19 protein-coding genes and 1 pseudogene are annotated in these 24,603 nt (G+C 71.5%); 6 read left to right on the top strand and 14 right to left on the bottom strand.

All coding sequences use genetic code 11. The features are described 5' to 3' along the window. Positions 1–355 precede the first annotated feature (355 nt). Positions 356–2,140: a glyoxylate carboligase gene (gene gcl / locus OG524_RS30220; RefSeq protein ID WP_405387543.1), complete on the bottom strand. Its 1,785-nt coding sequence runs from the start codon at positions 2,138–2,140 to the stop codon at positions 356–358. A 262-nt stretch (positions 2,141–2,402) separates the two neighbouring features. Between gcl and OG524_RS30215 the strand changes: the two genes are divergently transcribed. From OG524_RS30215 to OG524_RS30205, 3 genes are all read left to right on the top strand, one after another. Further along, on the top strand, positions 2,403–3,116 hold the full coding sequence (locus OG524_RS30215) for a hypothetical protein (protein ID WP_405812026.1): 714 nt from the start codon (positions 2,403–2,405) through the stop codon (positions 3,114–3,116). Positions 3,117–3,136: 20 nt separating this feature from the next. Then, a complete protein-coding gene (locus OG524_RS30210) occupies positions 3,137–3,664 on the top strand; it encodes a GNAT family N-acetyltransferase (protein WP_405812025.1) in 528 nt (175 codons plus the stop codon). A 71-nt stretch (positions 3,665–3,735) separates the two neighbouring features. Further along, entirely contained in the window at positions 3,736–3,957 is a 222-nt protein-coding gene (locus OG524_RS30205; protein ID WP_405387546.1) for a hypothetical protein, read from the top strand. A 55-nt stretch (positions 3,958–4,012) separates the two neighbouring features. Here OG524_RS30205 and OG524_RS30200 read toward each other — a convergent pair whose 3' ends face one another. Continuing rightward, on the bottom strand, positions 4,013–5,620 hold the full coding sequence (locus OG524_RS30200; protein WP_405387547.1) for an AMP-binding protein: 1,608 nt from the start codon (positions 5,618–5,620) through the stop codon (positions 4,013–4,015). Beyond that, positions 5,617–7,293, bottom strand: coding sequence for an AMP-binding protein (locus tag OG524_RS30195; RefSeq protein ID WP_405387548.1), 1,677 nt, complete (start codon positions 7,291–7,293; stop codon positions 5,617–5,619). Before OG524_RS30195 ends, OG524_RS30200 begins: the two co-directional genes overlap by 4 nt. 106 nt (positions 7,294–7,399) lie before the next feature. On the opposite strand from OG524_RS30195, the gene OG524_RS30190 reads away from it, so the two are divergent. After that, positions 7,400–8,242: a response regulator transcription factor gene (locus tag OG524_RS30190; RefSeq protein WP_405812024.1), complete on the top strand. Its 843-nt coding sequence runs from the start codon at positions 7,400–7,402 to the stop codon at positions 8,240–8,242. A gap of 3 nt (positions 8,243–8,245) precedes the next feature. Here OG524_RS30190 and OG524_RS30185 read toward each other — a convergent pair whose 3' ends face one another. Next, positions 8,246–9,364, bottom strand: a complete 1,119-nt coding sequence (locus tag OG524_RS30185) for a winged helix DNA-binding domain-containing protein (protein WP_405812023.1) — start codon at positions 9,362–9,364, stop codon at positions 8,246–8,248. A gap of 104 nt (positions 9,365–9,468) precedes the next feature. On the opposite strand from OG524_RS30185, the pseudogene OG524_RS30180 reads away from it, so the two are divergent. Continuing rightward, a pseudogene (locus tag OG524_RS30180) lies at positions 9,469–10,336 on the top strand (DMT family transporter). Between the two features lie 7 nt (positions 10,337–10,343). Here OG524_RS30180 and OG524_RS30175 read toward each other — a convergent pair. Continuing rightward, positions 10,344–11,372 carry a glutathione S-transferase family protein gene (locus OG524_RS30175; RefSeq protein WP_405387551.1) on the bottom strand — a complete coding sequence of 343 codons (1,029 nt, stop codon included), beginning with the start codon at positions 11,370–11,372 and terminating at the stop codon, positions 10,344–10,346. Then, complete coding sequence (locus tag OG524_RS30170; protein ID WP_405812022.1) at positions 11,369–12,862, bottom strand: MFS transporter; 1,494 nt, start codon at positions 12,860–12,862, stop codon at positions 11,369–11,371. Before OG524_RS30170 ends, OG524_RS30175 begins: the two co-directional genes overlap by 4 nt. A 90-nt stretch (positions 12,863–12,952) precedes the next feature. Here OG524_RS30170 and OG524_RS30165 point away from each other — a divergent pair, with 90 nt between their 5' ends. Beyond that, positions 12,953–13,390, top strand: a complete 438-nt coding sequence (locus tag OG524_RS30165) for a VOC family protein (RefSeq protein ID WP_405812021.1) — start codon at positions 12,953–12,955, stop codon at positions 13,388–13,390. Here the strand turns inward: OG524_RS30165 and OG524_RS30160 are convergent. The 8 genes from OG524_RS30160 to OG524_RS30125 all read right to left on the bottom strand — a co-directional run bounded on the left by OG524_RS30160 (position 13,327) and on the right by OG524_RS30125 (position 24,427). Continuing rightward, on the bottom strand, positions 13,327–14,373 hold the full coding sequence (locus OG524_RS30160; protein ID WP_329206097.1) for an aldo/keto reductase: 1,047 nt from the start codon (positions 14,371–14,373) through the stop codon (positions 13,327–13,329). The two genes, OG524_RS30165 and OG524_RS30160, sit on opposite strands and share 64 nt — an antisense overlap. Further along, entirely contained in the window at positions 14,370–18,245 is a 3,876-nt protein-coding gene (locus tag OG524_RS30155) for an ABC transporter ATP-binding protein (protein ID WP_405812020.1), read from the bottom strand. The genes OG524_RS30160 and OG524_RS30155 overlap by 4 nt, the downstream gene beginning before the upstream one ends. Beyond that, the gene (locus OG524_RS30150; protein ID WP_405812019.1) at positions 18,242–19,618 is read right to left on the bottom strand and encodes an LLM class flavin-dependent oxidoreductase; all 1,377 of its coding nucleotides are present in this window, start codon (positions 19,616–19,618) and stop codon (positions 18,242–18,244) included. The genes OG524_RS30155 and OG524_RS30150 overlap by 4 nt, the downstream gene beginning before the upstream one ends. Before the next feature lie 19 nt (positions 19,619–19,637). Then, positions 19,638–20,405, bottom strand: a complete 768-nt coding sequence (locus tag OG524_RS30145; RefSeq protein WP_405812018.1) for an ABC transporter ATP-binding protein — start codon at positions 20,403–20,405, stop codon at positions 19,638–19,640. Then, a complete protein-coding gene (locus OG524_RS30140; RefSeq protein ID WP_405387558.1) occupies positions 20,381–21,253 on the bottom strand; it encodes an ABC transporter permease in 873 nt (290 codons plus the stop codon). The genes OG524_RS30145 and OG524_RS30140 overlap by 25 nt, the downstream gene beginning before the upstream one ends. Beyond that, the gene (locus OG524_RS30135; protein ID WP_405387559.1) at positions 21,250–22,314 is read right to left on the bottom strand and encodes an ABC transporter substrate-binding protein; all 1,065 of its coding nucleotides are present in this window, start codon (positions 22,312–22,314) and stop codon (positions 21,250–21,252) included. The genes OG524_RS30140 and OG524_RS30135 overlap by 4 nt, the downstream gene beginning before the upstream one ends. Before the next feature lie 13 nt (positions 22,315–22,327). Next, the gene (locus OG524_RS30130) at positions 22,328–22,873 is read right to left on the bottom strand and encodes a flavin reductase family protein (RefSeq protein WP_405387560.1); all 546 of its coding nucleotides are present in this window, start codon (positions 22,871–22,873) and stop codon (positions 22,328–22,330) included. 300 nt (positions 22,874–23,173) lie between these two features. Then, positions 23,174–24,427, bottom strand: coding sequence for an ROK family protein (locus OG524_RS30125; RefSeq protein ID WP_405387561.1), 1,254 nt, complete (start codon positions 24,425–24,427; stop codon positions 23,174–23,176). Between the last annotated feature and the right edge of the window lie 176 nt (positions 24,428–24,603).

Below are 24,603 nucleotides of genomic sequence, written 5' to 3'. Positions count from 1 at the left end.
ACCCGGATGAGGGGTTGAGCGCGGTGCGAGCAGGACGGGGCCGCGGCGGTGGACGACGCCAGTGCGGTGGTGAGGCCCGGCCGGCCGTGCTCCTGACCTGAAGGAGCCCGCCCCGGCCGGCCCGCTCGCCGCCGCCGCGGTCGCTGTGACCCGTACGAGCAGGGGGCGTGCCCCACGGAACCCACCGTGGGGCACGCCCCCTGTTCCGCTGCCTGCTTGTCCTCAATCGCCGGACAGGCTCGGATACGCCACCCGGCCCGATTCGAGCCCGTCCGGCGATTGAGGACACACCCCGGCGGGGACGCCGGAAGGCTCCCGCCCAGGGGAATCCCGAGGCGGGAGCCAAGAAGGGGGGTCAGGACGCGGTCAGTGCGCGGATCGCCGTCGGCGCGTGCCCCGGCTCCGTCGCCACGTCCTCGAACTCGTTGACCGACGCGATATCCGTCCCGCTCATCGAGATGTTCGTGACCCGCTCCAGGATCGCCTCCACCACCACCGGCACCCGGAACTCCGCCGCCAGCTTCTTCGCCTCCTCGAAGGCCGGCAGCAGCCGGTCCGGCTCGGTGACCCGGATCGCCCTGCAGCCCAGACCCTCGACGACCTTGACGTGGTCCACGCCGTAGGCGCCCAGTTCCGGTGAGTTGATGTTCTCGAACTCCAGGTTGACCTGGAAGTCGATGTCGAAGTTGCGCTGCGCCTGCCGGATGAGCCCCAGGTAGGAGTTGTTCACCAGCACGTGCACGTACGGGATGCGGTGCTGCGCGCCGACCGCCAGTTCCTCCAGCATGAACTGGAAGTCGTAGTCACCGGAGAGCGCGACGACGGAGCCGTCCGGGTCGGCCGTGGCGACGCCCAGCGCGGCGGGGATCGTCCAGCCGAGCGGTCCGGCCTGGCCGCAGTTGATCCAGTGGCGCGGCCGGTAGACGTGCAGCATCTGCGCGCCCGCGATCTGGGAGAGGCCGATCGTCGTGACGTACCGGGTCTCGGGGCCGAACGCCCGGTTCATCTCCTCGTACACCCGCTGCGGCTTCAGCGGCACGTTGTCGAAGTGCGTGCGGCGCTGCAGCACCGCACGGCGCTCCTGCGTGGACGCCGCCCAGGCCGACCGGTCCTTGAGCCTGCCCGCGTCCCTGAGCTCGCGCGCCACCTCGACGAGGAGTTCCAGCGCGGCCTTCGCGTCGGAGGCGATACCGAGGTCCGGCGCGAAGATCCTGCCGAGCTGGGTGGGCTCGATATCGACGTGGACGAACGTACGCCCCCGGGTGTAGACGTCGAGCTTGCCGGTGTGGCGGTTGGCCCAGCGGTTGCCGATGCCGAGGACGAAGTCGGACTCCAGGAAGTTCGCGTTGCCGTAGCGGTGCGAGGTCTGCAGGCCGACCATGCCCGCGTTCAGCTCGTGGTCGTCGGCGAGGATGCCCCAGCCCATCAGGGTCGGGACGACCGGGACGCCGGTGAGCTCGGCGAACTCCACCAGGAGTTCGCAGGCGTCGGCGTTGATGATGCCGCCGCCCGCGACGAGCAGCGGACGCTCGGATGCGTTCAGCATCTCGACGGCGCGCTCGATCTGCTTGCGGGTGGCGGCGGGCTTGTGCACGGGCAGCGGCTCGTACAGCTCGGGGTCGAACTCGATCTCGGTGAGCTGCACATCGATCGGCAGGTCGATGAGGACCGGCCCGGGCCGCCCGGTGCGCATGAGGTGGAAGGCCTGCTGGAAGACGCCCGGGACCTGCGCGGCCTCCAGGACGGTGGTCGCCGCCTTGGTCACCGGGGCGGCGATCGACGCGATGTCGACGGCCTGGAAGTCCTCCTTGTGGAGCACGGCCGTCGGCGCCTGGCCGGTGATGCAGAGGATCGGGATCGAGTCGGCGACGGCCGAGTAGAGGCCGGTGATCATGTCGGTGCCGGCCGGGCCGGACGTACCGATGCAGACGCCGATGTTCCCGGCCTTCGCGCGGGTGTAGCCCTCGGCCATGTGGGAGGCGCCCTCGACGTGACGGGCGAGGGTGTGGTGCACCCCGCCGGAGGCCTTGAGGGCCGCGTAGAACGGGTTGATCGCCGCACCGGGCACACCGAACGCGTTACTGACACCTTCACGCTTGAGGATCTCAACTGCCGCTCGGGCAGCGGTCATACGAGGCATCGAGTGCTCCTGCTCGGACTCGGTGGAGTCGGGCTCTGTCGCGCCACCTGAGAGCACCAATTCCGTATCGCGGAAGTTTTGTTCTGCCATGCGGAATCAATCTAGGGCGGCCCCGTACGGTCGTCAAGGGACGGCGCGGAGGCCACGCGGCCGGAACGTCCGGACGAACTACGCCAAGCCACTCCCCCGGGCGTCGCTCCTGGTGGACGATGGGGGTCCGGAACGCAGTCGTCGTGGCAGCGGCGGCGGGGAGGGGTACAACGTGGAGTCCGTACCGGTGCGCTGCCCGGTCTGCAGCCGGGACCACGCGTACGTCACGCCGGTGTACCCCTGCCCGTGCGGCTCCCCGACCGCCCCGCCGCTGATGCGCGGCGCCCCGGTCGAGCCGGTCACCCACCGCACCTGGGAGGACGACTGGGTGAGCGTGCGCTGCCACTCCTGCGGGCGCCACGACGAGTGGCCGTATCCCGAGCTGTGCTGCCCCTGCGGGACCGTGCTGCGGATCCCCGTGCGCCCGGTGGCCGCGCGCGGCCTCACTCCGCCCGCCTCGCCCGGTCCGTCTCACGTACCGCTCCCGCGCACGGCCGCCCGTCCCCGCCCGGCGTTCCAGCCCCTGGTGATCCGTACGGCGCGCGACGCGGTGAGCGCCGCCGCGCTCTACCTGACCTGGCTGGGTTACCGCGACGTCGTCCAGCCCGGGATACGGCCCACCTCCCGGATAGACCTGAGGGCGGCGGGAGTCATCGCGCAGGTCGACTCGACCACCCGGGCCACCACCCTGCGCGATGTCGAGTGCCTCTGGCTCAACGCGCTCAACGCATCGGCGTCCGGGGTGCTCTTCTCCCTCGCCGGCTATGCGGACGACGCACGGGCGCGGGCGGACGGCCTCTGCATCCCGCTCTTCGTCCTGGACCTCACGGGGACGCCCCAGCCGGTGAACGGCGCAGCCGACGAATTGGTCAGCACCGGCCCCTGACCTCCCGTCATACTCGGCCCATGCGCATCCGCCCCGCCCACCGCGCCGAACTCCCCCTGCTCCAGGACGTCGAGCGCGCCGCCGGTGAGCCGTTCAGGACGCTCGGCATGGCCGCCGTCGCCGACGACGACCCACCCCCGCTCGGCATGCTGGACAGCTACCGCCGCGACGGGCGCTGCTGGACGGCGGCGGAGGAGGGCACGGACCTCCCGGTCGGCTACCTGATCGTGGACCGCGTCGACGGCGCGGCCCACATCGAGCAGGTGTCGGTGACTCCCGCGGCCTCCCGCCGGGGCGTGGGCCGCGCACTGATCGGCCATGCCGCCGCCTGGGCCGAGGGGCAGGGGCTGGCGGCACTCACACTGACCACCTTCGCCGAGGTCCCGTGGAACGCCCCTTACTACGCCCGCCTCGGTTTTCGGACACTGGCCCCGGACGAGCTCGGCGAGGGGCTCCGCTCGATCAGGGCGCAGGAGGCGGAACACGGCCTGAACCGCTGGCCGCGCGTGTGCATGCGCGCCGAACTCCCCTTCCGCCCCGGGCCATGATTTCGGTCACCTGTGCCGCGTGAGCCGCTTATGTTCGAGCTGTTGTCAGTATGGGGACGTAGAGTGAAGGCATGGTCTTAACTCCACGGCTTTCCACCCCTTCCAACCCCGTTTTCCCGACTCAGCCGACACACCAGTCCGCCGTCGAAGCCAACGAGGCGATCCGCGCACTCGTGGACGCGCGTGCCGGCCAGGACTGGTCGTCCGTGGAGTCCGAGAAGTATGAGGTCCTGCTCATCGAGTGGGCCGCGGCGACCCGGGGCATCGGCTCCGACATCATCGAAGCCGCCTGACCCCGGGGCGCGAGCCGCCCCCCACGCACCGGCACCCCTGGGGCCGCCGGTGCGGCTAACCGCCGTAGTTCTCCCGCAGTTCGACCTTCCGGACCTTCCCGCTGACCGTCATCGGGAAGGTCTCCAGGATCCGCAGCCGCCGCGGGATCTTGTAGTGCGCCAGCTGCTCGCGGCAGTACGCCGTCACCTCGTCGAGCGTCGGCGGGTCGGCCGGGTCCCGGGGGATCACGCAGGCCAGGATCTCCTCCCCGTACGTGGCGTCGGGCACGCCGACCACCTGTACGTCGGCGATCTTGGGGTGGCTGTAGAGGAACTCCTCGATCTCCCGCGGGTACACGTTCTCGCCGCCCCGGATGATCATGTCCTTGATCCGGCCGACGATCTGGACGTATCCGTCCTCGCGCATCACCGCGAGGTCCCCGGTGTGCATCCAGCGTCCCGCGTCGACGACTTCGGCGGTCCGCTCCGGCTGGTCCCAGTAGCCGAGCATCACGCTGTATCCCCGGGTGCACAGCTCGCCGGCCTCGCCGCGTGGCAGCGTCAGTCCGGTCACCGGGTCGGTCACCTTCACCTCGATGTGCGGCAGCACCCGGCCGACGGTGCCCGTGCGTCGGTCCAGGTCGTCGTCCCGGCGGGTCTGCGTGGAGACGGGTGAGGTCTCGGTCATGCCGTAGCAGATGGACACCTCGGCCATGTGCATCTCGGCGACGACCCGCTTCATCACCTCGACCGGGCACGGTGATCCGGCCATGATCCCGGTGCGCAGCGAGGACAGGTCGTACGTGGCGAAGTCGGGATGGTTGAGCTCCGCGATGAACATGGTGGGGACGCCGTAGAGCGAGGTGCAGCGCTCCTGCTGGACGGCCGCGAGGACTGCGGCGGGCTCGAAGGCCGGGGCGGGGATCACGATGCACGCGCCGTGGGAGGTGATGCCGAGATTCCCCATGACCATGCCGAAGCAGTGGTAGAAGGGCACCGGCAGACAGACCCGGTCGGCTTCCGTGTAGCCGACCGTCTCCCCCACGAAGTAGCCGTTGTTCAGGATGTTGTGGTGGGAGAGGGTGGCCCCCTTGGGGAAGCCGGTGGTGCCCGAGGTGTACTGGATGTTGATCGGGTCGTCGCAGGACAGCTCGGCCTCCCGCGCGGCCAGTCGCTCCGGGGACACGGACACCGCCGCCGCCGTCAGCTCGTCCCAGGTCGGGTCGCCGATGTAGTGGACGGCGCGCAGGGCCGGGCAGTCGGCGCGGACCTGGCCGACGAGCGCGCGGTAGTCGCTGGTGCGGTGGGCGAGCGAGGCGATCAGGACACAGACGCCGGCCTGCCTCAGCACGTACTCCAGCTCGTGGGCACGGTAGGCCGGGTTGATGTTGACCATGACGGCGCCGATGCGGGCCGTCGCGTACTGGACGAGCACCCACTCCGGGCAGTTGACCGCCCAGATCCCGACCCGGTCCCCCCTGGCGACACCGGACGCCATCAGTCCGCGGGCCAACTCCGCGACGTCGGCGCCGAATTCGGCGTACGTCCAGCGGCGTCCGGACTCCACGTCGACGAGGGCCTCCCGCTCGGGGAACGCGGCGAGCGCCCGGTCGAGGTTGTGCCCGATGGTGTCGCCGAGCAGTGCGGTGGTTCCGGTGCCGTGCGCGTAGGACGGCTCGCTCATCGCAGGTCCCCCTCGTCGAATTCGGTGCCCGTTCCCTCGGCGGTGCGCTCGCGCAGCTCGATCCGGCGGATCTTGCCGGAGACGGTCTTGGGCAGCTCGGCGAACTCCAGCCGGCGGATCCGCTTGTACGGGGCGAGGACCGCCCGGGAGTGTGCGAAGAGGACCTTCGCCGTGTCCGGACCGGGCTCCCAGCCCTCCGCGAGCACGACGTACGCCTTCGGGACGGACAGCCGCACCGGGTCGGGGGCGGGCACGACCGCGGCCTCGGCGACCGCCTCGTGCTCCAGCAGGGCGCTCTCCAGCTCGAACGGCGAGATCTTGTAGTCGGAGGCCTTGAACACGTCGTCGGCCCTGCCCACGTACGTGATGTAGCCGTCCTCGTCCCGGGAGCCGATGTCTCCGGTGCGGTAGTAGCCGCCCGCCATCGCCTCGGCCGTGCGCTCCGGGTCGCCGTGGTAGCCCGTCATGAGGCCGACGGGGGCGGCGGACAGGTCGAGGGAGATCTCGCCCTCCTCGACGCCCGCCTCACCGGTGACCGGATCGAGGAGCTCGACCCGGAAGCCGGGGCTCGGCCGCCCCATGGAGCCCGTCTTCAGCCGCTGTCCCGGCGAGTTGGCCACCTGGACCGCGGTCTCCGTCTGGCCGAAGCCGTCCCGGATGGTGACGCCCCAGGCGCGCCGTACGCTCTCGATGACCTCCGGGTTGAGCGGTTCACCGGCTGCGACGACCTCGCGCGGCGGTGTCCTCAGCTGGGTCAGGTCCGCCTGGATGAGCATCCGCCAGACGGTCGGCGGTGCGCAGAAGCTCGTCACTGCGGAGCGGTCCATCTCCGCCATCAGCCGGGCCGCGTCGAAGCGGGTGTAGTTGAAGATGAAGACGGTGGCCTCGGCGCTCCACGGCGCGAAGAGGTTCGACCACGCGTGCTTGGCCCAGCCGGGCGAGGAGATGTTCAGGTGGACGTCGCCGGGCTTGAGCCCGATCCAGTACATCGTCGCCAGGTGGCCGACCGGGTACGAGACATGGGTGTGCTCGACCAGCTTGGGGCTCGCCGTCGTACCGGAGGTGAAGTACAGCATCAGCGGTTCGTCGGCGTCGGTCTCGCGGTCCGCCGTGAAGGTGTCCGGCGCCTCGTCGGCCCCGCTGTAGTTGCGCCAGCCCTCGACCTCGTCGCCCACCGCGATCCGGGTGTAGTCGCCGGGCACCTCGTCGAACTTCGCCGTGTCCGCCGACCGAACGAGGACGTGGCGGACCCTGCCGCGGTCCACCCGGTCGCGCAGGTCGACCGGGCCGAGCAGCGGGGTGGCGGGGATGACGACGGCACGCAGCTTCATCGCGGCGAGGGCCGTCTCCCACAGCTCGGTCTGGTTGCCGAGCATGACCAGGATGCGGTCGCCCTCCCCGACACCCTGGGATCGCATCCAGTTCGCCGCCCTGTTGGAACGGGCGGCCATCCGGGCGAAGGACACCTCGGTGCGCCCGCCGTCCTCCTCCACGATGTGCAGGGCGGTGCGGTCGTTGTCCTCGGCGATGACGTCGAACCAGTCGAGCGCCCAGTTGAAGTGGTCCGAGCGGGGCCAGCTGAAGCCTTCGTAGGCCTTCGCGTAGTCCTCACGGTGCTCGAGCAGAAAGTCCCGGGCTGCCCGGAACGTCTCCGTCGCGCTGGTTGCCGACATGTGCCCTCCTCATTGCGGACCCGTCCTTTAACATCATGCGAACAGTGACCCAGATCTCACCACCCCCGAACGGGGGGTACGGCGTACAGGGCGGAGAGTCATCGGAGTGCCGGAACAGGGCGAGGCGACCGAACTGCAGGCGGCGCTGCTGAGGCTGCGCCGTACGAGCGGGCTGCCCGTCGTCTTCGGAGGGCTCCTCTCGGACGCGCGCCACGCACGGATCGCCGAACTGAACGGGGCGCGGACCGGCGCGCTGCGCGGGCTCGTCATCTCGGCGGGCAGCGGGCTCGGCGGGAAGGCGATCGCGCTGTCACGGCCGTGCGCGGTGAGCGACTACGCCTCCTCGCGCCACATCAGCCACGAGTACGACACGGCCGTCGCGGCGGAGGGCCTGCGCTCGGTCGTCGCGGTGCCCGTCGTCGTCCGCCGCACGGTGCGCGGGGTGCTGTACGGGGCGCTGCGTGAGCCGCTCACGCTGGGGGACCGTACGTTCGACGCGGTGGCGTCGGCGGCGCGCGATGTCGAGCAGGCGCTGGCCGTCCGGGACGAGGTGCAGCAACTGCTGGCGGTCACCCGGGAGCAGGTGACCGATCCAGGGCGCCCCGGCACCTGGGAGGACGTCCGCGAGGCACACCGCGAACTGCGGGCGCTGGCACCGAGGATCGTCGATCCGGCGCTGCGTGAGGAACTGCTCACGGTGTGCGGCCGGCTCGCCTCGGCCACGGGTGCGGACCGGTTGCCGGCCGCGCGGCACGTACGGTTGGCGCCCCGCGAGGTGGATGTGGTCGCCTGCGTCGCGTCGGGGGCGACGAACGCCGCGGCGGCCGAGCGGCTGGGGCTGCGGCCGGAGACGGTGAAGGGGTATCTGCGCTCGGCGATGCGGAAGCTGGGGGCGCACACCCGGCTCGAAGCGGTGGTGGCGGCGCGACGGGCGGGGCTGCTGCCGTGAGCCTCAGTCGCCGAAGTCGATGAACGGGGCGAACCGGACGTCGTGCGCGGGGGCCGCCGACATCACCGTGAGCAGTTCCACGGCCTCCTGCGTGATCTCCTCGCGCTGCGCACTGCCGAGGCTGCCCAGGGCCTGGACGGTGATCCTCGCGTCGTCGGCCGTCTCGTCGAGGCGCCAGATCGCGGCCAGGAAGCCGTCCACGAGGACGGTTCCGTAGGCCTGGTTGCCGAGGCCGTTGCGCCCCTTGTACGCGGCCGGGATGACCCGTGTCCGGTCGGCGTGTCCGAGCAGTACGTTGTCGAATTCGGGCAGGAAGCGGACCGGGGCGGGGACGTCCGGGCCGGGACGCGGGGCGTCCGGCAGGTCGAAGAGTTCCACGCCGTGCTCGTCGCGGAAGGTGACCAGCCGCGGTCGCAGCCGTTCGAAGACCTCGCGCAGCCGGGTGAGTCCGGCCCACATCTGCATGTCCTTCACGGAGGCGGGTCCGAAGGCGCCGAGGTAGCGCAGGACGGTCCCGTCGGGCGCGGGGGCCGGGTGCGACGCCCTGCCGAGCCAGTGCTCGACGGTCGTCAGCGCGACCTGTCCGCTGCGTCCCCACATTCCGCGCGGGGTGACCTGGACCAGCGGGAGGAGGCAGCGGGCGGCGACCGCCAGGGCCCGCGGTTCGGCGTCCGGCCAGTGCGCGCCCAGTTCGTCGCGCAGCTCCTTCATCGTGCGGGGCCGTTCCTCGACGAGTTCCTTGCCGAGGACGGCCAGCCGGTCCAGGTCGACGCCGGTGAGCCCACCGCGGAATATCTTCAGCTCGCGGTCGCGCGCCGGCTGGACCAGGGGGCGCAGGGTGAGCGCGTCGTCGGCGGTGTGCGTGTGGATGGTGGAGCGCAGGGTGACGATCCTGACCACCTCGCGGGACTCCATGAGCGCGGAGAGCTCGGCGGGGTCGAAGCCCTCGATCCTGGAGTAGAGCTGGAAGTACGGCGGTCTGGTGTTCTGCGCCTGCAGACCCACCAGCCGGGTGACGACGTCCTTGACCGGCACGGCGGTGCGCCGGAGCAGCAACTGGCGTTCCAGCGTTGCCCGGTTGAGCGCGCGGGAGGAGAGCACGGGAGCATTCTTCGCGACCATGGACCGCACGCTACGCGGAAGGGCGTCACCGGCGCTCGAGTCCGGCACTCGCAGGGGACTGCGGCACCGCGGCCCGGGTGCCGTACGCCCGCATGATGGTGCCCGTGATCAGTGTCCTCTTCGCCGTTCTCACGGCGCTCAGCAACGGGGCAGCCTCGGTCCTCCAGCGTCGCGCCGCCCTGAACGTGCCCGACGGCGAGGCGATGCACCTGTCGCTGACAGGGCATCTGCTGCGGCAGAAGGTGTGGCTGTGCGGGATCGGTCTGGTGATCGTCGCCGCCGTCTGCCAGGCGGTGGCGCTGGCCACCGGGCCGATCGCCGTGGTCCAGCCGATCTTCGTGATCGAGCTGCCGGTGACGCTGCTGCTCGCCGGGTTCGTGATGCGGGCCCGGGTGCCGCGGACCGTCTGGTACGGGGTGGCCGCGGTGACGGCCGGGCTGCTCTCGGCATGGCCGCCGCCGCACCGGTCGGCGGCAGCGACAGTGTGCCGGGCGCCGACCGGATCCCCGCCCTGGTCGTCACCGGGCTGTTCGAGGCCGTGCTGATCGCCGCAGCGCTCGCCACCGGCGGCAACGCGAGGGCCGCACTGCTGGGTCTCGCGCCTGCCTGCGGGTACGCGCTGACGGCGGCGCTGATGAAGGACGCGACGGCGCAGCTGGACGAGGGTGGTGTGACCGCCCTGCTGTCGGCCTGGCAGCTGTACCCACGGCGGCGGCAGGTGTGGGGGCGCTGTTCCTCCTCCAGAACGCGCTGCACTCCGGCAGTCTGGTGGCCGTGCAGCCGATGCTGACGATGGGCGACGCGCTGATCAGCATCACGTACGGCGTGACGCTGTTCGGTGAGGAGCTGCGTACCGGCTGGTGGCTGCTGCCGCAGCTGGCCGGCGTGGCCCTGATCACCGTGGGCTGTGTGGTGCCGGCCCGTTCCCCGCTGGCCGCGGGGAACCCCGCCCCCGCTCCGCGGGTGCGATGAGGGAGGGTCAGGGGCGCCCCCGGGCAGGTACCTCCTCGCCATGCGGTACCGGGCCGGGCGGGGTGCCGTCGCCGAACGGGCGCCCGCCCAGCTGCTCCCGGTGGTGCGGGGTGAGCCAGCCGGACAGGTCGGGGCCGAGCGGGACGATGCCGGTCGGGTTGATGCCCGTGTGCACGCGGTAGTAGTGCCGCTTGACGTGGTCGAAGTCGACCGTGTCGCCGAAGCCCGGGGTCTGGTACAGGTCGCGGACGTACGCCCACAGGACGGGGTCCTCGGACAGCTTCGAGCGGTTGCACTTGAAGTGGCCGTGGTAGACGGCGTCGAACCGCACCAGGGTGGTGAAGAGCCGGATGTCCGCCTCGGTGAGGGTGTCGCCGACGAGGTAGCGCCGGTCGGCGAGCCGCTCCGAGACGTGGTCCAGGCGGCGGAAGACATCGGTGTACGCGGCCTCGTACGTGCCCTGGCCGTCGGCGAATCCGGCCCGGTAGACGCCGTTGTTGACGTCGCGGTAGATGCCCTCCATCACCTCGTCGATCTCCTCCCGCAGCCGTTCCGGGTAGAGGTCGGGGGCGCCGGGGCGGTGCAGCGCCGTCCATTCGGTGGCCAGGTCCAGCGTGATCCGCTGGTAGTCGTTGGTGACGAGCCTGCCGCTCGGTACGTCGACGATCGCGGGGACGCTGACCCCGCCGGGGTAGCCGTGCTCGCGTGCGTCGTACGCCTCGCTGAGGTAGCGGATGCCGAGCACCGGGTCGCGGCCGCCCTCGTCCAGGGTGAAGCGCCAGCTGCGGTCGTCCTGGATGGGGTCGGCGACGGCCAGCGAGAGGGCGCTCTCCAGTCCGAGCAGCCGCCGTGAGACGAGGGCACGGCTCGCCCAGGGGCAGGCCCTGCTGACGACCAGCCGGTAGCGGCCCGCCTCGACGGGCCAGCCGTCGCGGCCGTCGGCGGTGATGCGGTCGGCGAAGTGGCTGCGCGACCGTTTGAAGGGCTTGTGGCCGTACGAGGTGTTCCCGCCCGGCTCCGCTTCCTCGCCGCTCATCGTGTTCCCCTCTGTGCGTCGGATGTTTCGGATGTCTCCTGGCTTCTTCTTCCCCGGCGGCCCGCTCCGACGTCGGCCAGGGCCACGACGAGCGCGGCCAGGACGAACGCGATCGAGACGAGGAGCCCGCGGTCGTACGCGTCGGCCCAGCCGTCGGGACCCAGCTGGGCGAAGAAGACCGAGCCCACCGCGGCGATCCCGATGGAGGATCCGACCCGCTGGCTGGTCTGGAGGGTGCCCCCGGCACTGCCCGCGTTCTGCACCGGCACCTGGGAGAGGGTCAGGGTCTGGTTGGGGGCGATGACGAGCCCGCTGCCGAGTCCGGCGAGCAGCAGCGGAGCCGCCATCGCCAGTCCGGCGCCCCTGCCCGGTACCAGGTGCGCGGCCAGTGCGGTGAGGCCGAGCCCGACGGCCACCATGATCAGTCCGACGACGATCAGGGGCCGTCCGAACCTGCCGACGAGCCGGCCGCCGATGGTCGCCGCACCACCCGCGCCCAGTGCGAACGGGGTGATCGCGAGGCCCGCCTCCAGGGCGCTGTAGTCCAGGCCCGACTGCAGGTACAGCGTGTTGATGAAGAAGATGGAGGTGAAGCCCGCGAAGTACAGCAGGATCATCAGACAGCCAAGCCAGAAGGACCGGAGCCGGAAGAGCGCGAGGTTCAGCACGGGCTGGACGCCCTTCTTCGCGCAGCGGGACTCCCAGCCGACAAAGGCTGCCAGCAGGACCAGGGCGACCAGGACGAGCAGCCATTTCCCGTTGCCCGGCCACTGCTGGGCCTGGACGAACGGAAGCAGCAGGGCCAGCACCCCCGCGCCGAGCAGCAGCACCCCGACCGGGTCCAGGTCGCGTGGCCCGACCCGGCCCGCGGACGGGGTGTCCGGCAGGAGCCGGTGGGCCAGCAGGAGGCAGACGGCTCCGATCGGCAGGTTGACGTAGAAGATCCAGCGCCAGCCCTCCTGCGCCCCCGCACCCTGGATCAGCAGCCCGCCCAGGAGCGGGCCGACGGCGGTGGAGATGCCGACGACGGTGCCGAACATGCCGAAGGCCCGGCCCCGTTCGCGGCCGGAGAACATCTGCTGGATCAGTGCGGAGATCTGCGGCGAGAGCAGTCCGCCCGCCGCGCCCTGGAGCAGCCGGGCGACGACGAGCCAGAGGCTGGACTGGGCGGCCCCGCAGGCGGCGGAGGCCAGGGTGAACAGGGTGAGGCCCCACATGAACATCGTGCGCCGCCCCCGGGCGTCGCCGAGCCGTCCGCCGGGGATGAGGACGAGCCCGAACGCGAGCGCGTAGCCGGACAGCACCCACTGGAGGTCGGACTCCGGTGTGTCCAGGCCCTCCTTGATGGCCGGCAGCGCGACATTGACGATGGACACGTCGAGGAGGGTCATGAAGCCCGCCACCAGGCAGACTGCGAGTGCGCGCCAGCGACGGGGATCGGAGGGTCCGGGAGGAGAGCCAGGGTCCCGGTGCACCGCGCTCTCTGCCATGACCGGCACCCTAGGCGGCGGCCCCTGATTCCGGCGGATCCCGGCCGCGGGGTCCGGCGTGTTCCGCCCTACCGGGGGTACTCGCGGGACATGACTGTCGGGAAAACGAGTGTTCTGGTCCTGGACTGTGCCGAGCCCATGGAGCTCGCCGGGTTCTACGCGGCTCTGCTGAACGCCGAGATGCGGATCGGGAACGATCCGGACTTCGTCGAGATCGTCGGCAGCCCGGGTGTGCACCTGGCGGTCCGCCGCGACCACGGTTACGCGCCGCCGAGCTGGCCCCGCCCCGAGGACTCCCAGCAGGCGCATCTGCGCATCCTGGTCGAGGTGGGGGACATGGACGAGGCCGAGCGCGAGGCGATAGGCCTGGGCGCCCGGCCGGTGGACACGAAGGACAGCAACAGCGGTCCACGCGATGTCCGCGTCTACACGGATCCGGCCGGGCACTCGTTCTCCCTGGCCGCCTACCCCTCCTTCAGCCCCGAACGGCGGCGGAGCGAGGAGTCGGTGAGCACGGACGGGGTGTAACCGGAGTCGCGGACGGACAGATTGGTGCCGGGCGGGACGATCTCGTCGATCCGGTCGAGGACGTCCCGGCTGAGCCGGACCTTGTCCGCACCCAGCTGGCTGTCCAGCTGCTCGAAGGTGCGCGGCCCGATGATCGCCGAGGTCACGGCCGGGTGTTCCAGGACGAAGGCCAGGGCGAGCTGTACGAGGGTGAGTCCGGCCTCTTCGGCGAGCTCGGCCAGGGCTTCGGTGGCGGCCAGCTTGGCGGCGTTCTCCGGTGCGGTGATGTCGAAGCGGGCTGCCTGGCGTGCGGCGCGGCTGGAGGCGGGCTGGTCGGCGCCCGTGCGGTAGCGGCCGGAGAGCCAGCCGCCGGCCAGCGGGCTCCAGGACAGGACTCCGAGTCCGTACCGCTGGACGACGGGCAGTACCTCTCGCTCGATGCCCCGGGCGAGCAGGGAGTACGGGGGCTGCTCGGCGACCACGCGTTCGCGGCCCCGGCGCTCGGCGATCCACTGGCCCTCGACGATCGCGGAGGGCTCGAAGGTGGAGGTGCCGATGTAGCGGATCTTGCCCTGGCGCACCAGGTCGGAGAGCGCGCCGAGTGTCTCGTCGAAGTCCGTGTCCGGCTCGGGGCGGTGCACCTGGTAGAGGTCGATCCAGTCGGTGCCGAGCCGGCGCAGGCTGTTCTCGACCTCGCGGATGATCCAACGGCGGCTGTTGCCCTGCTGGTTGGGGTCCTCGCCGAGGCTGCCGTGGAACTTGGTGGCGAGCACCACGTTGTCGCGCCGCCCACCGGCCAGGGCCTTGCCCACGATGGTTTCGGACTCACCGGCGGAGTACACGTCGGCGGTGTCGACGAAGTTGATGCCCGAGTCCAGGGCGTGGTGGATGATCCGGACGCTGTCGTCGTGGTCGGTGTTGCCACGGGCGCCGAACATCATGGTGCCCAGGGCCAGCGGGCTGACCTTGACGCCGGTGCGTCCGAGGGTGCGGTAGTCGGTCATCCTGCGTTCTCCTTGACGAGTTCATCGGTGGTGAGGTGGTCCGCGGGTGCGGGGTTCCCGGTCTGCCGGAAGGCTTCCCAGAGGCGGTGGTAGGCGCCGCGCGCGGCGAGCAGTTCGGTGTGCGTGCCCGACTCGACGACGGTTCCGGCGTCGATGACGACGACCCGGTCGGCGCGCGCGGCGGTCGTCAGCCGGTGCGCGACGACGACGGTGGTCCGCCGCCTGGCCAGGGCCTCCGTCGCCGCCACGACACGGCGCTCGGTCGCCAGGTCCAGCGAGGCGGTGGCCTCGTCGAGCAGCAGGATGTCGGGGTCGACGAGCTCGGCGCGTGCCAGCGCGAGGAGTTGGCGCTGCCCGGCGGACAGGCCCCGGCCCCGCTCCCCCACCGGCTGGAGGTAGCCGAGCCGCAGCCCGGCGACCATCTCGTGCGCTCCGACCGTGCGGGCCGCCGCCTCCACCTCGGCGTCGGTGGCGTCGGGGCGCCCGTAGGCGATGGCGTCCCGGACGGTGCCGCTGAAGAGGTGGGCCTCCTGCGGGACGATGCCGAGCCTGCGGCGGAAGCCGGGGAGGTCGAGGTCGCGCAGGTCCTGGCCGTCGACCCGGACCGTGCCGGCCGTCGGATCGTAGAACCGGGCGAGGAGCTTGACGACCGTCGACTTCCCGGCGCCGGTGGCGCCGACCAGGGCGACGCTCTCACCGGGGGCGATGCGCAGGGAGAGCCCGTGCAGCACCTCCTGGCCGCCGCCGCCCGCGTATCCGAAGGAGACCCCGTCGAACTCGACGTCCCCGCGCAGTTCCCGGACGGGCCGGGGGCTCTCGGCGGGCGGGGTGCCGGCCGGGGTCCGCATCAGGCTGCGCAGCCGGCCGAGGCCGATGACGGCCTGCTGGTATCCGTCGAACACCTGGGAGAGCTGCTGGATCGGTGAGAAGAACAGCTCGACGTAGAGCAGGAACGCGATGAGGGTTCCCGCGCTCAGCTCACCCGCCCTGACCTGTCCCGCACCGATCACGAGCACGGCCGCGGTGGAGAGGGTGCCGAGGAATTCGACGAACGGGAAGAAGGTGCCCATGTAGCGCTGGGCACGCAGTCTCGACGTGCGGAAGGACCAGGCCAGTTCGGCGAAGTCGGCCGCGTTGCGCTGTTCGCGCCCGAAGGCCTGGGTGACGCGGATGGCGGTGACGTTCTCCTGGAGGCAGGCGTTGACGGCGCTGATGCGCTCCCTGGCCTCCCGGTAGGCGGGTACGGAGTGGTGGCGGAACAGTGCGGTCGCGCCGATCAGTACGGGCAGCGCGACGAGCAGGACGACGGCCAGGCCCGCGTCGATGACGAGGAGCGCGACGAGGACGCCGAGGATGGTCAGCAGACTGACGACGGCGGTGATCAGCCCGGTCTGCAGGAAGTTCGACAGGGCGTCCACGTCGGTGGTCATCCTGGTCATGATCCGGCCGCCGAGCTCCCGCTCGTAGTAGTCGAGGCCGAGGCGCTGGAGCTGCGCGAAGGTCTTCACACGAAGGGTGTAGAGGAGGCGTTCACCGGTGCGCCCCGTCGTACGGACCTGCGCGACTCCGATCAGCCAGTTCACCGCCACGACGAGCGCGGCTGCCGCGGCGGCGGCGAGCAGGACTCCTCCGGCCTGGCGTGCCACGCCGTGGTCCACTCCGTGCCGTACGAGGACGGGTACCGCGATCTGTGCGGCGGCGTCCAGGGCGACGAGGAGCAGCCCCAGCAGCAGCGGCACCCGGAAGGGCCGCAGCAGGGTGCCCAGGTGGAAGTCGGGGTCTGCTGCGACCGCCTGGGCGGTGGGGACCTTCGGGTCGGCCGCGGGCAGCGGCAGTCTGGCGAGGCCCGCCATCAGTTCGGCGCTCGGCGGGGCGGAGCCGAGCACTCCGCCGCCGGGCCCGGCCCGGCCGGGTCCTGAGGTGGCCGCCGCTTCGGCGAGGGCCTGGGCGGCCCGGACCGCGGTGCCTTCCTCGGTGGCGGTGTCGGCGCTCTCGGCGCGGTGCCACAGGTGCGCGGTGACCCCGCCGGCCGCAGGGCCGGCGGGTGCGTCTGCCGCCTGCTCCGCTGCCTGCGGACTCTCGGCGGTCGACAGCAGTGTGCGGAACAGGGCCGAACGCGAGCGGAGTTCGTCCAGGGTGCCGGTGTCCGTGATCCGGCCGCCGTCCAGTACGGCGATCCGGTCGGCGAGCTCAAGGGTCGACCTGCGGTGCGCGACGATCAGGGTGGTGCGGCGACGGGTGGCCTCGTGGAGGCCCGCGTGGATCTCGGCCTCGACCCGGGCGTCGATGGCCGAGGTGGCGTCGTCGAGTACGAGGACGGCGGGGTCGCCGACCAGGGCGCGGGCCAGGGCGAGGCGCTGGCGCTGGCCGCCGGAGAGGGTGAGCCCCTGTTCGCCGACGACGGTGTCGTAGCCGTGGGGCAGCCGCTCGATGAACTCGTCGGCGCGGGCGGTCCGGGCGGCCCGGCGGATCTGCTCGTCGGTGGCGTCCGGGACGCCGTACGCGATGTTGGCGCGCACGGTGTCCGAGAGCAGCAGGCTCTCCTCGAAGACGAAGCCGATACGGGAGCGCAGTGAGGCCAGGGTCAGTTCGGTGACGTCGGTGCCGCCCACCCGTACGGATCCGGACGGCACGTCGTAGAACCGGGGCAGCAGGGCGGCCGCGGTGGACTTGCCGGAGCCGGCGGAGCCGATCAGCGCGAGGGTCTCGCCCGGTTCCACGTCGAGGGTGAAGCCGTCCAGCAGCGGGGCGCCGTCCCCGTAGCCGAAGGTGACGTCCTGCCAGGAGAGGGCCGGTGGCCGGTCGGGGAGGTCGCGGGCGCCGGGTGCGTCGGTGATCACCGGTGCTTCGTCGACGACCTCCAGAACGCGTTCGGCGCCGGCCCGTGCCTGCTGCCAGACGGTGAGCAGCGTCGCCACCTGTCGTACGGGGGTGACGAAGGAGCCGAGATAGGTGGTGAAGGCGAGGAAGGTGCCCAGCGAGATCCGGCCGTCCAGGGCCATCCAGCCGCCGAGGGCGAGCACGGCGACCTGGCCGAGTGCGGGCACCGCCTGGAGGGCGGGGTTGTAGCGGCTGGTGAAGCGGACGACCCGCAGGCGGGAGGCGAACAGGGTACGGGCGCGCTCCTCCAGGCCGTGGAGTTCCCGTGTCTCCTGGCCGAAGCCCTTGACCACGCGGACGCCGGTGACGGTGGCCTCCACGGAGGAGGCGACCTCGGCGGCCTCCTGCTGGGCGTGCCAGTTGGCGGGGAACAGGTCGCGGCGGCTGCGCAGGGCGATGAGGTAGAGCAGCGGTCCGACGACCAGGGCGACCACGGTCAGCAGCGGCGAGAGCACCGCCATGAAGATCACGGAGCAGAGGAACATCAGGACGTTGCCCGTGAGGTTGGGCAGGAACTGCAGGAGCGTCTGGATCAGGGTGATGTCGGAGATGGACCGGCTGACGACCTGTCCGGTGCGCAGGTCGTCCTGCTGGGCGCCGCCGAGCCGCAGCAGTGCGGCGAAGGCGTCGTTGCGCAGGTCGTACTGGACCCCGAGGGAGAGCCGGCCCGAGCGGTAGCGGCGGGTGAAGCTCGCCGCGAAGCGGATCGCGCCGAGGCCGGCGAGCAGGAGGGTCCAGGGGAGGAGCGATCCGGTGGTGCCCCCTGCCACCCCGTCCACGACATGGCGCAGGACGAGGGGCAGGGTGGCGGTGGCGACGGCCGCGACCAGGGCCGCTCCGAACGCGAGGAGCAGGTCCGTGCGGTGGCGCAGGCAGTACCCCAGCAGCCGCCGGGCCCAGCCGGGCGGCGGCTGCGGGGACGTGCCCGGCTGCGGAGACGTGTCGGTCTGCGGCGCGGACGTGCCGGTCTGCGGTGGCGGACAGTCGGTCACCGGGCCGCCGCCGCGAGGCCGATGCCGGTGTGGCCCTCGGAGGTGTCGACGGTGTCGAACAGCCGGTTGACGGGCCGCGGCAGACCGTAGTGCTCGCGCAGGGTGGCGCCGGTGTACTCGGTGCGGAACAGGCCCCGCTCCTGGAGGATGGGGACGACGCGGTCCACGAAGACCTCCAGACCGGAGGGGAGAACGGCGGGCATGATGTTGAAGCCGTCGGCGGCCCCGCTGTCGTACCAGTGCTCGATGGTGTCCGCTACCTGCTCGGCCGTTCCGGCGAAGGTGCGGTGGCCGCGCCCGCCGCCGAGCCGGCCGATGAGCTGACGTACGGTCAGCTTCTCGCGCCTGGCCAGCTCCACGACGAGTGTGTAGCGACTCTTGGCGCCCTCGATCTCGTCCTCGGTGGGAATGGATTCGGGGAGTTCCCTGTCGAGGTGGAGCTCGGAGGGGTCGAGCTTCAGCTTCTGCGCCAGCTGGCGCTTGGCGTACTCGGGGACGATGAGCCGGTCGAGCTCGGCGTCCAGCTCCAGGGCCTCGGCCTCGGTGTCCCCGATGACGGGGACGATGCCGGGCAGGATCTTGATGCCGTCCGGGTTGCGGCCGAGGGCTTCCGCGCGCTGCTTGACGTCCTTGTAGAAGGCGATGCCCTCCTCGAGCGTCTGCTGTGCGGTGAACACCGCCTCCGCGTAGCGGGCCGCGAAGTCCTTGCCGTCCTCACTGGATCCGGCCTGGACGAGCAGCGGGTAGCCCTGCGGGGGGCGCTGGACGTTGAGAGGACCGTCGACCCGGAAGAACTCGCCGGTGTGGCCGATGGCGCGGACCCGCTCGGCCAGTGCGTGGACGCCGCTCTCCTTGTCGGCGACGACGGCGTCGTCCGCCCAGCTGTCCCAGAGCTTGGTCGACACCTCGACGAACTCACCCGCGCGCCGGTAGCGGTCACGGTGCAGCGGGGTGTCGTCCAGACCGAAGTTGCGGGCCGCGTCGGCCCCGGCGGTGGTGACGATGTTCCAGCCGGCCCGGCCGCCGGAGACGTGGTCGAGCGAGGCGAACCTGCGGGCCAGGTTGTACGGCTCGTTGTAGCTGGTGGAGGCGGTGGCGATGAGCCCGATGTGCTCGGTCGCCCCGGCGAGTGCGGTGAGCAGGACGGTGGGTTCCAGCTTGGCGGCGGGGCGGCGGCCGGGGTCGCCCATCAGGACGGGGCTGTCGGCGAGGAACAGGGAGTCCAGGCGGCCGCGTTCGGCGATGCGGGCCAGGTTCTTGTAGTGCTCGAGGTCGGAGTTGGCCTCGGCGGCGCTTTCGGGGAGCCGCCATGACGCCTCGTGGTGGCCGGTGGACATCAGGAAGGCGTTCAGGTGGAGCTGCTTGCGCGGCATGGTGTCTTCTCCTCGGGAATCAGTTCGTGAGCTGGGGCTGCGCCACACCGAGGGCGCTGAGCAGCGTGTCGCGGTACTCCTGGAAGCGCGGGTCGCGACGGGAGCGCGGGGACGGCAGGTCGATCCTGAGGTCCACCGAGATCCGGCCGTCCTCGATCACCAGCACGCGCTCGGCCAGTTCGACGGCCTCGTCGACGTCGTGGGTCACCAGGAGTACGGCGGGGCGGTGGCGTTCGTACAGTTCGCGCAGCAGGCCGTGCATCTTGATCCGTGTCAGCGCGTCCAGTGCACCGAACGGCTCGTCGGCCAGAAGGAGTTCGGGGTCGCGGACCAGGGCCCGGGCCAGGGCGGCGCGCTGCTGTTCGCCGCCGGACAGCTCGTGGGGCCAGGAGCGGTCGCGGCCTTCGAGGCCGACCTCGGCCAGCGCGGTCAGGCCCCGCTCGCGGGCCTTCGGGCCGCGCAGACCGAGAATGACGTTGTCGAGCACGCGCAGCCAGGGCAGCAGACGGGAGTCCTGGAAGGAGAGGGACACCCGCTCGGGTACGAGGAGTTCACCGGATCCCTCGACCGTGTGGTCGAGGCGGGCCACGGCCCGGAGCAGGGTGGACTTGCCGGAGCCGCTGCGGCCGAGGAGCGCGGTGAACTCCCCCGGCGCCACGGTCAGATCGAGGTCCTTCAGGACGACCCGGTCGCCGAACCTGCGTACCAGCCCGGTCGTGCGTACCGCGGGCCGCTCGCCCTCGGTGCCGGGCAGGAACTCCGTCAGCCCGCCAGTGTGCGTCGCCATGACAGGACCCTCCTTTCGACTGCGCGTACCGCCGCGTCGGAGGCGAAGCCGAAGATCCCGTAGGCCACCAGCCCCACGATGATCACGTCGGACTGGGCGTACTGCTGGGCCTGGAACATCATGTAGCCGATGCCGCTGGTGGCGTTGATCTGCTCGACCACGATGAGGCCGAGCCAGGACGAGGTGACTCCGAGGCGCAGGCCGACGAAGAAGCCGGGGAGCGAGCCGGGGGCGACGACCTTGCGGATGAACTGCCAGCGGCCCAGGTCGAGTCCCTCGGCGAGTTCCACGTACTTGCTGTCGATGCCGGTCAGCGAGGCGTACGTGTTGATGTACATGTTCACCGCGACGCCGAGCGCGATCACGGTGACCTTCATCTGCTCGCCGATGCCGAGCCAGAGGATCAGCAGCGGGAGCATGGCCAGGGACGGAATCGCCCGCTTGATCTGGAGGGGGCCGTCCAGCAGGTACTCTCCGCTGCGGCTCAGTCCGGCCGCCACGGCCAGGATCACGCCGGCCGACACCCCGAAGAACAGGCCCAGTCCGGCGCGCTGGAGCGAGATCAGGACGTTGTCCTGGAGCCGGCCGGTGGAGACCAGATCGCCCGCGGTGGCGAGCACGGTGCCGGGCGAGGACAGGATGCGGGGGTCGAGATAGCCGGATGCGGACGCCGCCCACCATGCGGCGACGAGCAGCACGGGCCCGATCAGCCGCCCGAAGGGCAGGGACCGGCCGGGGCCGAGCCGCCGCCGGGTGCCGCGGGATACGGGGGCGGCCTCCGCGGCTGCCCTCGGAGCCTCCACTGCCTCCGGCCGGGCCTCGCGTACCTTGGACAGCAGATCCGTCATGACCCCTCCCGGTACTCGGCGGCCACGGCCGCTGCCGCCAGCCCTTCGAAGCGGCGGTCGAACAGCTCGGACGCCTTCTGTTCGGGTACGAAGCCGCCCTCGGCGAGCAGGTCGGCGGTCTCCTGCTCCCAGGCGATGGCCTCGTCCCAGTTGGCGGGGAAGTGCGGCTTGTTGAGGGCGGCGACGATGCGCTTGCCGTCCTCCTTGGTGACGCCCTGGTCCTTCACGTAGTACGTGTCGATCCACTCGTCGCTGTTCTCCCACGCCCATACCTGGCCCCGCGCCCACAGCGGTATGAAGCTGCGCACCGCCGCTGCCTTCGCCGGGTCGTTGAGGACCTCGTTGGGCGCCCAGAGCACGGTCAGCAGGTCGACGACCTCTGTCTTCACCCCGCGGGCGCCGTCCTTGGCGTACTGGCTGAGGTACTTGGTGATGGTGGGCTCGCCCAGCGGGGCCACGTCCACCTGCTTGGACTGCAGGGCGGTCAGGAACTGGGTGCTGGGCAGGGCGACGAGCTCGACGTCGCTGTTGCTCAGACCCGCCGCCTTCAGCGCGCGCAGGACCACTACGCCCTGGGCCTGCCCCTGGGAGAACCCGATCTTCTTGCCCCGGAAGTCCTCCACATTCCTGATGGACGATCCGGGTGCCGTGGCGAAGACGTACGTCGGCTTCTTGCGGACCTGCACTCCGACAATTTTCGCTCCGACACCGATGGCGTGCGCCTGGATCGGCGGGATTCCCGCATTGGTGGCCAGGTCGATCGATTTCGCGCGGAATCCCTGGATGATGTCGGGGCCCGCAGAGAGATTCGGCCATTCCGTAACGGTGAATTTCAGTTCTTCGGCGAGCCCGGCCGGCTCAAGCTGGAGTCGGGCCGTACGGACTGCGATGGTCAGTTTCGTGCCCGCCGGCGGATTTCCCGTGGGCAGGGCGCCGGCCGGTTCCGCGCCGGCCACGGCCTTGGTCTGCGGGGAGCAGGCGGCGAGGCTCAGGACGGTTCCGCCCGCCAGCGCGAGGAACGACCGTCGGGCAAGGGTCCGCTGGGTGTCTTTGCGTGTCATGGTGAATTCCTGATCACTGGTCGTGCGTGGGGCGGATGGAGTGGTAGGAGCCGTCGTGGAACAGCAGCGGGCTGCGCCCGTCGTCGAGCCAGGACTCCTCGACCCGGGCGACGACGATGCGGTGGTCGCCGGCCGGGACGATGTGCTGGACGGTGAGCCGCAGCCAGCCGGTCACCCCGTCGAGCACGGGCTCACCGCCCGCCAGCCGGCTCCACCGGGTCGGCGCGGCGAAGCGGTCGATGCCACTGGTCGCGAACGTGGTGGCCAGCGCCTCCTGTTCGACGCCGAGGAAGTTCACCACCGCGGTGGCGGCCCGCTCGATGTGCGGCCAGGACGAGGCCGATGTCCCGATGCCGAAGGAGACCAACGGCGGGGCGAGCGACAGCGAGGTGAGCGAGGTGGCGGTGAAGCCGACCGGCCCGTGGCCGGCGTCGGCGGTGACGACGACCACGCCTGCGGGGTACCTGCGGAATGCCTGCTTGAAACGTTCCGGGGCAATGCCGGGCGCGGCGGGTTCGGTTGATTGGACAGCGGCATACGAAGACACAGTGACGGTCAACGTCTCTCCCCGGTCGGAAAGGCGGAAAATGGGTGCGCGGACAGACGGGCGGAGAGAAAACACGCACAGGGTGCGGACCGCCCGGAAATTCTGCTGAGGGTTATCGGTTACCCGGACAGGGTCGACAACAGGAACGCCGGGCGATATCGCTCACCGGCGCAGCCGCGCGGCAGGAACGTGCCACCTGGGGCACATTCCTCGAATTCCGCTGTCGGCTGGTCATGAATCCATCTTCCCGTTCGGGGCGAAGGCGGGTCAACAATGCAACGATCTGAATTAAGTCGGTATTCGCCGGGGCGGTCAGGACACCGCGGGCAGTGCGGGCCACGGCCCGAGCGGGTCGGTGTACAGCGCGCCGAGCGCGACCGCGCCACCCGCGGTGGCCAGCACCGATCCGGTGAAACTGCTCGGCACCACCGCGCTTTCGGGGTCGTCGCACACACCGGAGCGTTCAGCCACCTCCGCCCGCAGATCGGCGAGGCACTGCGGCAGCCGGCCCGCTCCGGGCTCGACCACCACCAGGCACTCCGGGTCGAACATGTCCAGCAGCAGTGCCGCGGCCCGGCCCACCAGCCGGGCGCGGCGGCGGAACAGTGCCACGGCGCGCGGCTCGTCCGCCATCGCGTGGTCCAGCAGTTCACCGAACGATGCGACGTGCAGGCCCTGTTCGGCTGCCCGGCGGATCATGGCGCGCTCGGAGACCTCGGACTGGAGGCATCCGGTACGGCCACAGCTACAGGGCTCCGCGTCACCCGATCCGCCCGGCCCGAGCGGCAGATGGGCCACGCTGCCCGCTCCGGAGCGCGGGCCCCGGTGCAGTTCGCCCGCGGTGGCGAAGGCGGCGTCGACGACCGCGCCGATGAACAGCAGCACCGTGCTGACCCGCGTCGACACCTCACCGAACATCTGCTCGGCCCGCGCCAACGCCCTTGAGTGGCTGTCCACATGGACGGGCAGCCCGGTGGCGGCGGTCAGGATCTCCCGTACCGGCACGGAGCGCCAGCCGAGATGGGGATGTTCCACGACCACTCCGGCGGCGGAGTCCACCCGGTGGCCGGTGGCCACGCCCAGGGCCAGCACGGTCCGGCCGGCCGCGTGAGCGGTCGTCAGCCGGGGCAGCCGGGCGGCCAGGTCGGCCAGGATGCCGCGGGGTTCGGTGCTGCGGTGCGGCCGGCGGTCCTCGGCAACCACCCGGCCGCGCAGATCCATCAGGGCGACCGTCGAGTGCGCGACGGCGATGTGGGCCCCCGCCACCAGGAACCGGCCGGTGTCGATCTCGACCGGTATGTGGGGGCGTCCGAGCCCTCGCGGTCCGGTGGTCTCCTCGCTCTCCCGGACCAGTCCGCGGGACAGGAGGTGTCCCACGTGTCCGGTCACCGAGGCGGGCGACAGGCCGGTGACGCGGGCGACGGTGGAGCGGGCCACCGGGCCGTGGTCGAGGATCGCGCTCAGCACGGCTCCCGTGCCGGAGACACGGCGGGCGGCTCCGGCCGCGGGGATGTCCGAGCGGCGCAGCGGACCGGTGCGGCGGGCGGGCGCAGGCAGACTCTTCACAGGTGTCTTCCAGGTCCTCGGTGGCAGCGGGCGGTACGGGTGCGGTCTCGCCCCGGCGATGGTGCGGGGCGGTTCCTGGTGGCGGATGCGGCCGGTATCGGTCCGGTCCGGATTCCGCTCGTCCCGTGCGGCGGGGCGCCCGCGGCGCGCAGGGGGAGCGTGTCCCCGTGGGCGGT

This window comes from Streptomyces sp. NBC_01520 (assembly GCF_045040375.1).
In the GTDB taxonomy this organism is placed as follows: Bacteria; Actinomycetota; Actinomycetes; order Streptomycetales; family Streptomycetaceae; genus Streptomyces.
Note: the sequence above shows the minus strand (reverse complement) of the source record. Positions and strands in the feature narration are given on the sequence as shown.

Excerpts from the sequence above, each read along its gene's own strand:
- gcl (WP_405387543.1), bottom strand. The coding sequence starts at position 2,140 with ATGCCTCGTATGACCGCTGCCCGAGCGGCAGTTGAGATCCTCAAGCGT.
- OG524_RS30210 (WP_405812025.1), top strand. The coding sequence starts at position 3,137 with ATGCGCATCCGCCCCGCCCACCGCGCCGAACTCCCCCTGCTCCAGGAC.
- OG524_RS30205 (WP_405387546.1), top strand. The coding sequence starts at position 3,736 with ATGGTCTTAACTCCACGGCTTTCCACCCCTTCCAACCCCGTTTTCCCG.
- OG524_RS30200 (WP_405387547.1), bottom strand. The coding sequence starts at position 5,620 with ATGAGCGAGCCGTCCTACGCGCACGGCACCGGAACCACCGCACTGCTC.
- OG524_RS30195 (WP_405387548.1), bottom strand. The coding sequence starts at position 7,293 with ATGTCGGCAACCAGCGCGACGGAGACGTTCCGGGCAGCCCGGGACTTT.
- OG524_RS30185 (WP_405812023.1), bottom strand. The coding sequence starts at position 9,364 with ATGGTCGCGAAGAATGCTCCCGTGCTCTCCTCCCGCGCGCTCAACCGG.
- OG524_RS30175 (WP_405387551.1), bottom strand. The coding sequence starts at position 11,372 with ATGAGCGGCGAGGAAGCGGAGCCGGGCGGGAACACCTCGTACGGCCAC.
- OG524_RS30170 (WP_405812022.1), bottom strand. The coding sequence starts at position 12,862 with ATGGCAGAGAGCGCGGTGCACCGGGACCCTGGCTCTCCTCCCGGACCC.
- OG524_RS30165 (WP_405812021.1), top strand. The coding sequence starts at position 12,953 with ATGACTGTCGGGAAAACGAGTGTTCTGGTCCTGGACTGTGCCGAGCCC.
- OG524_RS30160 (WP_329206097.1), bottom strand. The coding sequence starts at position 14,373 with ATGACCGACTACCGCACCCTCGGACGCACCGGCGTCAAGGTCAGCCCG.
- OG524_RS30150 (WP_405812019.1), bottom strand. The coding sequence starts at position 19,618 with ATGCCGCGCAAGCAGCTCCACCTGAACGCCTTCCTGATGTCCACCGGC.
- OG524_RS30145 (WP_405812018.1), bottom strand. The coding sequence starts at position 20,405 with ATGGCGACGCACACTGGCGGGCTGACGGAGTTCCTGCCCGGCACCGAG.
- OG524_RS30140 (WP_405387558.1), bottom strand. The coding sequence starts at position 21,253 with ATGACGGATCTGCTGTCCAAGGTACGCGAGGCCCGGCCGGAGGCAGTG.
- OG524_RS30135 (WP_405387559.1), bottom strand. The coding sequence starts at position 22,314 with ATGACACGCAAAGACACCCAGCGGACCCTTGCCCGACGGTCGTTCCTC.